Annotated in this window: 5 protein-coding genes and 2 pseudogenes; 3 read left to right on the top strand and 4 right to left on the bottom strand. The window is 43.6% G+C overall.

The features are described 5' to 3' along the window. Window positions 1-279 precede the first annotated feature (279 nt). Window positions 280-1,629 carry a fatty acid desaturase family protein gene (locus tag TT12_RS05405; RefSeq protein WP_045452735.1) on the bottom strand — a complete coding sequence of 450 codons (1,350 nt, stop codon included), beginning with the start codon at window positions 1,627-1,629 and terminating at the stop codon, window positions 280-282. Between the two features lie 149 nt (window positions 1,630-1,778). Continuing rightward, window positions 1,779-3,002, bottom strand: coding sequence for a flavin reductase family protein (locus tag TT12_RS05400; RefSeq protein ID WP_045452732.1), 1,224 nt, complete (start codon window positions 3,000-3,002; stop codon window positions 1,779-1,781). Window positions 3,003-3,439: 437 nt separating this feature from the next. On the opposite strand from TT12_RS05400, the gene ettA reads away from it, so the two are divergent. Next, on the top strand, window positions 3,440-5,101 hold the full coding sequence (ettA, locus tag TT12_RS05395) for an energy-dependent translational throttle protein EttA (RefSeq protein ID WP_045443195.1): 1,662 nt from the start codon (window positions 3,440-3,442) through the stop codon (window positions 5,099-5,101). A gap of 160 nt (window positions 5,102-5,261) precedes the next feature. Here ettA and plsB read toward each other — a convergent pair. Then, a pseudogene (gene plsB, locus TT12_RS05390) lies at window positions 5,262-8,059 on the bottom strand (glycerol-3-phosphate 1-O-acyltransferase PlsB). 257 nt (window positions 8,060-8,316) lie between these two features. Between plsB and ybaK the strand changes: the two are divergent. Together ybaK and TT12_RS05375 are read left to right on the top strand one after the other, a co-directional pair. Next, window positions 8,317-8,804 (top strand): annotated as a pseudogene (gene ybaK, locus TT12_RS05380) (Cys-tRNA(Pro) deacylase). A gap of 107 nt (window positions 8,805-8,911) precedes the next feature. Continuing rightward, window positions 8,912-9,328 carry a tautomerase family protein gene (locus TT12_RS05375; RefSeq protein ID WP_243443403.1) on the top strand — a complete coding sequence of 139 codons (417 nt, stop codon included), beginning with the start codon at window positions 8,912-8,914 and terminating at the stop codon, window positions 9,326-9,328. Window positions 9,329-9,411: 83 nt separating this feature from the next. On the opposite strand, the gene TT12_RS05370 is transcribed toward TT12_RS05375, so the two are convergent. Then, window positions 9,412-9,804, bottom strand: a complete 393-nt coding sequence (locus TT12_RS05370) for a hypothetical protein (RefSeq protein WP_243443402.1) — start codon at window positions 9,802-9,804, stop codon at window positions 9,412-9,414. Window positions 9,805-9,947 lie beyond the last annotated feature (143 nt).

The following is a 9,947-nucleotide window of genomic DNA, read 5'->3' as shown; positions in this document are numbered from 1 at the left end:
TTCGATAAGCTTAGTTTGTTTGTACCAACTTAATCTACTCTTTCTCATATGACTATCCTAGATTATTTTACTTATCTAGGACAGCCCCTTAAATATTATTGGTTTTTTTTAGTATGGATCAAGCGTATTTTTAAATGAAAAGAGCTTGAATGACCAAATAGATTGTTCACTAAAGTATGAGTCCTTTCGATTCACATTTATAGTTCTTTAGCGTAAGAGTCGATAGAGTAAATGTTAAGACTAAAGGGGTCTACCAGTGATCTCCATATGAGCTGTACATCAAGCATAAAATAAGGCTTGGCGCATGACAGGGGGAAGATATTTACCTAATCCACGTATAGCGGGCAGCTCTTTTGGTCTTTCTGTTACGGCATGATTTGTTTCAGCGATTGACGTAGTTTGTGAGTGTAAATAAGACTGCCATTCTTCAGCACTTGGCTTGCTAAAGTGGCGGATACGTCCCAGCATTTGCCGGAATTGTGTACCAAAGCGCCCAGTATTGTAGGGTAGATTGTACTTGCGACAGATCACCTGTAATTGTGGTGCGATACGAGCATAGTGACTGGCTGGCATATCAGGGAAAATATGATGCTCGATTTGATGCGATAAATTACCCGTCAAAATATGAAACAGCTTACTGCCTTGAATATTGCTGGAGCCAAGAATTTGACGCACATACCAGTCGCCTTTAGTCTCATCGGCATCGAGATGGGTATAGATATGGGCTTGTTCGGTAAAGTGTCCACAGAATATCACCGCCCATGTCCATAGATTACGAACGATATTGGCAGTAACATTACCGCTCAGTGTCGTCATAGCACTACCTCGACCTAATGTCAGCCCTGCTAACGTGGGTAGCACAATATGATCTTTGCCTACTTGCCGGGCTATTTTGGCGAATAATGCGCGAGATTTCTGTTGCATGGTTTGGTGTCGATCAGGGGAGTCTGCGTATTCGTCGACACTGATTTGAATATCATGAAAGGCGACCGCCCACTCAAAACCTAGAGCCAATATCGCCGTTTTGAACATATTATGGCGGTCGCTTGGCGTCCAAGGTTGCTCATCAGTCACGCGAATTAAGTGATAGCCAACATCATGGTCACGACCAACGATATTGGTAAAAGTATGATGCAAGTAATTATGAGAGTGTTGCCACAATGGGGCAGGACAGACAATGTCCCAATCAAACTTTTGGCTGTTGAGATACGGGTGCTGCATCCAGTCATACTGACCATGCATGACATTATGCCCAAGCTCCATATTGTTTAGAATTTTGCTGAGACTCAGTAGTGAGGTGCCCAATAACCAAGTCGAGACTATTTTACGTTTTGACTGCAGGCATCCAGCCGCTGCCAGTAAGCCACGCGCTGTCATTTCACTATAGACTACCGCGGCATACACTCGTTTAATGTATCGTGCGTCATCACTACCTAACGAATCCATCACGCTTCGGTAAAGCACATTTAATTCATGAGCGAGGGCATCAGATTGCGCCTTTGGTAAGGGCGCTCCTGTCAACGTTGGGTAGCGAGTCAACTGCTTTGCTTTTTGCTGTTTTGCATCAGTTAGTGGGGTCAAAACTGGTACAGCAGATTGTGCAGTAGTGACGGGTGGTAGCAAGCGCATAAATAATCCTTAACCGAAATGGTACGGATAGTCGGTACTGGGTTCGGTTCAATAAGTTGTTTAAGTTTTTGCCGTAGGCTATAAGGTAACAGCAGGCTGTGTTTCTATCTTACGAGCCGTTATGAGTATTTATTTTTATCACCGTGTTGCTAAATATCTAGCACCACATCAGTCATGGCAATGTTGATGCAAGTTTGAATAGATTCATAACCATCACTGCTCATTTTTCCTGTGTGAATATTTTTGACCACACCGCTGACTTTATTGCAGCGACACAACTGGCAGATACCTTGTCTACAACCATGCGCTAAGCGAATTCCTGCGTCCTCTGCGGCATTCAATAATGTCGTGCTACTGTCAAACTGCCGTTGCCTCGCCCGTAAATAAACAGTATGTTGTGCTGCGTGTTTTTTTCTATCGAGCGCCTGTTTGTTATCAAAATTGAAATCAGGCAACGCATGACCAAAGTTTTCTACAATGATATTATCGCGCAGGTTTTTATTGTGCGGTAAGGTTACCTTCGCCGCTGCTTTATATAAGCCAGTCAACAGAGTCTGTGACCCGCATGCAAATATTTGCGTATCTGCCAGTGGCAGGTTTAATGCCAACAAACTGTCTACGCTCAAGTGTCGCTTGCCAGCCAAATAAGTATCAGATTTCTCGGTATTGACCAGATGATAGGTGAAAGCTGGATACGCTATGCTCAGTTGTTGCCATTGGTTTTTGAACGGGAGCATTTCAGTGCGACTGTAATATAGCAACGTCACCTGATGTCCGTTGTCCAGTGCTTGCGTGATGAGCCCTAACATGGGCGTAATACCGCTGCCACCCGCGATAAATAATAAAGAAGCAGGTTTTTCGGCAGCTGATGTTGTCTGTACCTTTATAGATGATTGTGCCAAAGTGAAAGAGCCACTGGGGACACTACTATTGATGACACTGCCAAGTGCCATATGTTTGGTTAAATAATCCGAAACCAAGCCTTGTGGCTTCATAGCAATAGTAACCGCAAGATAAGGGGGTTGCTTTTTACTAGCGCCACTATTAGTACTATTATTGATAGCAGCATTTTGCCACCAGAGCGGTTGATGCGCCAAACCTAATAATGAATAGCTGCGCTGATGATACACACCTTCAATAAGAACGCTTAAGTTAAGATGTTGCCCACCCTGCCAACCACGTTGCGAACCCACTAATTGCCGTCGAAAAGCATGATTGGTCTCAAATCTGAGCGCTATTAAGTCATCGCTAAGGGTATACCGCGCAACAAGGCGCAGCTTTGGGACAGTGAAAGACCAAAACGGCTGTAAGTGTGATCCAATAAAATCGATAAATGCATGTTGAATCATTTCAGGGCGATAGCCGTTGGTCATATTATCAGTACCTTTGTTAATACTATCAAAATGATTGACGTCATAAATATTGTGTTCACCTGTGCACCAATTTAGCAGATATCACTTAGGTCAGGTCGAGTGAATCTGTTAAGTTATCCTAACATGCTAACGGCTATTGATTAAATTTGCGAAAGTTTTGATGCTATTTTTTGTGGTCTTTATAAAACAGTTATAAGTCAGAATGTTAAGCGAAACGGTTCGATAGTAGGTTTCGTTACCGCTTTTAGCTAGAAAGCTGAGCACTCTGTGACAAAAGCCGTAAAACAATCGTTAAAACAATCTGTTGGCTTGCAGGGTATGCGCCACAATGCGATAATGGCTTATAATTTGTAACCCTGATTTTGAGGTGCAGCACGCTTGGCATCATTGCTAAGTATGATTTGCTCGCCTCTTTTATGCAGTCTATCGGAGTGTTAATGGCTCAATATATTTACACGATGAACAACGTGTCAAAACTTGTTCCGCCTAAGCGTGAAATCTTAAAAAATATTAACTTATCATTTTTCCCAGGTGCCAAAATTGGTGTCTTGGGTATCAATGGTTCAGGTAAATCAACCTTGCTACGCATTATGGCGGGCGTGGATACTGAATTTAGTGGTGAAGCACGCGCGCAAACTGGCACCAAAATTGGTTATCTGCCGCAGGAACCACAGCTTGATGACAGCAAAGACGTACGCGGTAACGTCGAAGACGGTATGCGTGAAGCATTAGATGCGCTCGCACGTTTAGATGCCATTTATGCAGAATACGCTGAGCCTGATGCTGACTTTGATAAGCTTGCTGAAGAACAAGGCAAGATGGAAGACATTATTCAAGCGTGGGATGCCCATAACTTAAATACTCAGTTAGAAAAAGCGGCTGATGCCCTACGTCTGCCACCTTGGGATGCGGATGTGAGTAAGCTGTCTGGTGGTGAAAAACGCCGTGTGGCACTATGTCGTTTGCTATTGTCACGCCCTGATATGCTGTTACTTGACGAACCAACCAACCATTTAGACGCCGAATCTGTTGCATGGCTAGAGCAGTTCTTACAGAACTACAGCGGTACAATCGTTGCCATTACCCATGATAGATATTTCCTAGACAACGTCGCTCAGTGGATTTTGGAGCTAGATCGTGGCCATGGCTATCCGTATGAAGGTAACTATACTGAGTGGCTCGAGCAAAAGAACACGCGTTTAGAGCAGCAGAATAAGCAAGAAGAGTCATTTGCTAAAGCACTGAAAAAAGAGCTGGATTGGATTCGCAAAAACCAAAAAGGTCAACAAGCCAAGTCTAAATCTCGTGTACAGCGCTTTGAAGAGTTGAACTCAACAGAGTTCCAGCAGCGTAATGAGACAGCTGAAATTTATATTCCGCCCGGTCCTCGTTTAGGTAATAAAGTCATTGAAGTGAATAACATCTCCAAATCATTTGGTGATCGTCTGCTTTATGAAAACCTAAGCTTTAACGTGCCAGCTGGTGCGATCGTCGGTATCATCGGACCAAATGGTGCGGGTAAAACCACGCTATTTAATATGATTACCGAACGTGATACGCCAGATACGGGTTCAGTCGATTTGGGCGAAAGTGTCAAAGTTGCCTATGTTGGTCAGGTACGTGACAACTTAGATGACAGCAAAACCGTTTGGGAAGAAGTGTCTGACGGTCTTGATATTATTACGGTTGGCGATTACACCACGCCAAGTCGTGCTTATATCGGTCGCTTTAACTTCAAAGGCTCAGATCAGCAAAAGCACGTCGGTCAATTGTCAGGTGGTGAGCGTAACCGTTTACAGCTAGCTAAGACATTGAAGCAGGGCGCGAACGTCTTGCTCCTTGATGAACCGTCAAACGATTTGGACATTGAAACCTTACGTGCGCTAGAAGATGCGATTCAGGTCTTCCCAGGTACGGTCATGGTCGTCTCGCATGATCGCTGGTTCCTTGACCGTATCGCGACTCATATCTTGGCGTTCGAAGATGAAGGCCCAGTTTGGTTCGATGGTAACTATTCTGAGTTTGAAACGTATCGCAAAAAGACGATGGGTGATGCTGCCACTCCTAAGCGCATGAAATATAAAAAGATTTCGACTTAGGACTGTTGTTTAAAAGGTAGTTACTTAAAAGATAGTTGTTAAAAAAAAAGCTACTTAGAAATTTCAAATTTGAAGATAAAAAAGACCTCTAATCAATTAGAGGTCTTTTTTTGCTCGATATATTTAGTTTAGCTCATTAAATATTATAGCTGGTTGCAGATTAACGCTTACGCCCAAATTTACGCTGCTTTTTATTACTAATCTCAGTAATCGCATGGGTAATTTCTTCTTCATCTAAGCTGGCGACTTGCTGCAAAATCTGCATCATGTCAGGCGTTAGCACGTACTTAGCATGACTAGCAATATCATTGATACGATGATCAAAGGTCAATACGCCAGTTTCATCATCTTTTTGCAAGTAATCAAGACGAGTCAAGGCACTGATGAAGCTGGTGAATAAGGCGCGGTCAAAGAAATCAGGAATATCATCTGCATATAGTACAGATAAGCGCTGACCCAGCAGATGACACAGATCAACGACTTCGCTTTCGGTTAGATTGCCTGAGCCTTGCTGGGCGAGTAGGGCAAGCGTCATAAAGTAACGCTCAAGGCTCTGTCCGACAGGCGTCGCTAGCACTTGCAGCTGCTGATAGCATTTGCTGTTTGACTCAGGGACGCTGAGTACGCCATCACTCAATTCGACAATTAGACCATGCGAGAGTAGGCTGTCGACTTTCTTGTTTAAGGTATCAGCTAAGCCATGTGCTGGGTAATATAAGAACAGCTCGCTTTGTAAAAATGGATAGAGTTGCTTAGCAATATTGTCCAAACGACTGCGTTCGATACGGCCGTTACGCGCCACTAATGCTGATAAGAAAGACAGTAAAATAAACACATGCAGGATATTATTACGGAAATAGCTGAGCAATGCCGCTTGTTTACCGGCAATCTGAATGATGTCTCCTAAGATATGCGGCGTACGTTCAATGAGCTTTAGCTTGATACCATAATCAATAATTTGCTGCGGACTCATATCTGTAATGACGGTATCATCTGAGTAGGACAACTGCTGAGCAAGACCTTGATAAAGGGCAATTTGCTCACGGCAGATTTCTTCATCTAAAGCCGCTTTAGGCGCTGATAATAATACCAATGATAATAACGAAACGGGCGTCACAACCGCCGCCTTATTGATGTGCTGCATGATTTTGACGCCGATGTTATCGACCATCGCGCTGGCTTTATCATCGAGCGGGGTATCGGTGCGATCCGTCGGCAAGCTATTGGCTGGCACATCGAATTTTGTCATAAAGTCGCTAAGATGCAGTGGTGTGCCAAAGCTTAGATGTACATTACCAAAGATACGCTCAATTTTACGACCAACTTTGAGTAAGCCTAGTAAAGATTCAGATTCTTTTGGCTTGCCTTTTAGCTCACCAACATAGGTGCCACCTTCCATAATACGCTCATAACCGATATAAGTCGGAATGAAAACCACTGGCTTCTCAGAATGACGTAATTGACTGTGCACTGTCATTGCTAGCATGCCCATCTTCGGTGGTAATAAACGTCCTGAACGCGAGCGACCACCCTCGATAAAGTATTCAATCGGTGTGTTACGCGTAATAAGGGTGTGCATATATTCGCGGAGGACGGCAGTATAAAGTGCATTGCCACGAAAGCTACGACGTATATAAAAGGCAACTGCGCCGCGTAATAATGGTCCTAATACGGGTACATCTAGGTTGTCACCAGCAGCGACATAAGGAATGCTCAGACCACGCTTGTAGATGACATAAGATAGCAATAGATAATCGACATGGCTACGATGACAAGGCACATAAACCAGCTCATAGTCAGTCGCAAGCTCACGTACGCGCTCGAAATGATGGACTTCTACGCCATCATAGAGTTGCGTCCATAACCACGTTAAAAACTTATAAAAACCGCGCACGATGGAATGTGAATAGTCATTGACCATCTCATTGGCATAACCTTTAGCCAAGACACGGGCTTCACGTACACTGATACCGGATTCTACTGCTTCTGCCTCTATCGCATGTTTGATAGCTGGTGAATACACCAGCTTGTCTACTAAGTTGCGTCTGTCTGATAAATCAGGACCGAGCATACTGGCACGCTGCTTGTCTAAATAAACCGTAAGCCGCTGCTGTAGCATACGTACCAGTTCACGATTGCTGTCAGCGGTCGCTACCAAAGCATAATTTGGTGCTTCGTCAGCATCGCCCACGCTACTCGTGATGTCTAAATTGCTGTCTTTTGCAGAGCTTTCTTTTACATCACCTTCTTTTATAGAGTTCTCTTTTGAATCAACGGCTAGTGAATCAAAAATAGAAAACCCTTCTTCATCACCTTTAAGGCTATCGTTGATAAGGTACGTAGATCTTGAGGTGGATGGAACTGTACAAAGGTGTCACGTCCCATTACTCCGATATTAAAGAGCTGCTTGGTGATGCTAGGGTCTTGCCAGTTGTCAGCGGTCAGCAGCTTAAACAGTGAATCCTCTTTTTCTGGGGCGCGTCCCCATAAAATAGAGACGGGTACCAAACGTACTTTTAGCTCTGGATGTTGCAATACAGCAGACACCAAACGTGACAGGCGCGGCGATAGCTGACTGTCTTTAGCGCTTGGATGGTTCAAAAATATGATGGCTGCGTTTTCTTTGATATTATGGGCGGCATCATGTACCCCAACCAATGCTGGCGGTAGGTTGTGCTCTTGCGTCTGCAGGTCAATCAAAATACTGTTGGAACGCGAATAATCTTGCAACACATAAAATCTTAGCGTTTGATCGTCTGTATCGAACTCAGGTAATTCACCCAATAACTTAGGTTTAACAGCGACATCGAGTAGCTGCCCCGATAGCTTGCGATAAATTTGATTAATCGGCGCATTGGAATAAGGCTTGGGGGCGATTGGATTGACGTCAGTATTAGAAGCGCTGTCGGTTGTGACTGGCGCTTTAAAAATCCGTTTTTGTAAGAACTTCGGTATCATAGTCAGTATCAAAAATAGTCAAATATGTTGCGCTTATGATGCCATAAAAGCCATCAAAGCGATATATAGTGTCTGTATATACTACTAATATTAATACGGTCTGGTTACTATATAGTGAGTTAAGCCGCTCTTAATAAGCTCAAATAATTGAAAGTTAATGTATTTAGCGCAATAATAGTTCGGCGACAACCAAGAGTCACATAGAGTAATTATGTTTAAATCTACCCTTTAATATTATTGATATAAGCTGAAATATTATGACACCAGCGATTAATCTTGCCAAACAACGCGCTCTGAACTATCAATTACACGACTATGTCCATGACAGTAATGCCGCCTCTTTTGGCTTAGAGGCGGCAGAAAAGCTAGGCGTGGATGTGTCACAAGTGTTCAAAACCTTGGTGGTGTCGACAGAGACTGGTGCGCTTGCCGTTGCTATCTTACCCGTGGATAAAACGTTAAACTTTAAAAAAATGGCTAAGGCGCTATCTTCGAATAAATTGCTGACCTGCAAAAAGGTGCAAATGGCGGATCCTAAGCAGGTAGAGCGTAGTACGGGCTATGTGCTAGGCGGCGTCAGCCATTGGGACAAAAAAAGCGCTTGCCGACTATCATAGACAGCTCGGCTGTAGAGCAGACAACGATTTATGTCAGCGGTGGTCGCCGTGGTTTAGAAATTGAGCTGCCACCAGCACAATTAGCTGAGACCCTTGCTGCTTGCTTTAGTACTATTATTGATGACTAAAAAGTTACTGATGACTAAAAATCATTGCCGCTAACGGGCTGTTCAATCAATCCTGAAACGATGGCTAATATTTTACTCCCTCACTCATATTTTATAAGGACATATTCATGCCACATTTAACCATTCAAATGACGCCCAATGTCAGTATTGCTCATGAAGAATCATTGCTTAAAGCGTTAAATAAAGCGTTATGGAACAGTGGGCACTTTGGCACGCCGACTGATATTAAAGCACGGATTGTACCTATTGAGACATTTTTGGTAGGCGTTGAAGATGATGAGCAGGCGTATGGCTTTATTTATGCGCATCTAAAACTGATGACTGGTCGTGACATGGTGATTCGTAATCAGCTAGCAGGGCTGCTGGTGACGGCGATAGAGCAGGAGATAGCGCAGAGCAATCAGGGCGAGCAGCCTTACAGATATGTGTGGAAGTTGAAGAAATTAGCGCGGTGTATCATAAAAAAATGCTGGGTAGCTAAAATGCTGATATCGTCCAAAATGACGATTCATCAATCGTTATAAGTACTCACATAGCGATTTACTAGCATACGTGGGTAATATCATTACCTCAACCTTATAACCAGCCGTTTTGCCTTCAGTCGCCATCAAGTTGCGGGCAATACGTAAGCGATATTCTCCGGTTGCGGGTAGCAGCCTTGATACACGATACCGCCTTTGCTACCATCTTGCGTACCGTTTGGCATATGTAATACGCCGACATTGGCGGTCTCAGGCGTACCAGTAAGTGGTGCAATATTAATAACGGCATATTGCCAGCTGGTGGCATCAAAGCGATACCAGCGCTTATCTTCATGGGGGCTTAATTTGCCAGTGATCGTGCTACTGATCGCGCCTTGGGCAAATTTAATAGGAGTGTCAGGGTTTTCAGCCAGCTCCGTAGCACTAGTTGCGCTAAAACTGATCAGTGCTGTACTGAGCAGTAGCACTCGTATAAATGATGAGGCTAAAGACGTTTTTTGATAATCAGTGGATAACATGATTGGCTCCTAAAATGGCCGTTTATCTATAATGAGTTACTCGTTGTCTCTCATCTATGATTTATATTTATTATCGATAGGCTTTAATGAGAACGTCTGTACTTTTAGTTAAGCATAAAAAAGCGCCTACATGCTAGGCGCTT

It is taken from the genome of Psychrobacter sp. JCM 18903 (assembly GCF_000586475.1).
GTDB lineage: Bacteria > Pseudomonadota > Gammaproteobacteria > Pseudomonadales > Moraxellaceae > Psychrobacter.
The sequence above is the reverse complement of the archived record's forward strand: the minus strand, read 5'-3'. Positions and strand labels throughout refer to the sequence as shown.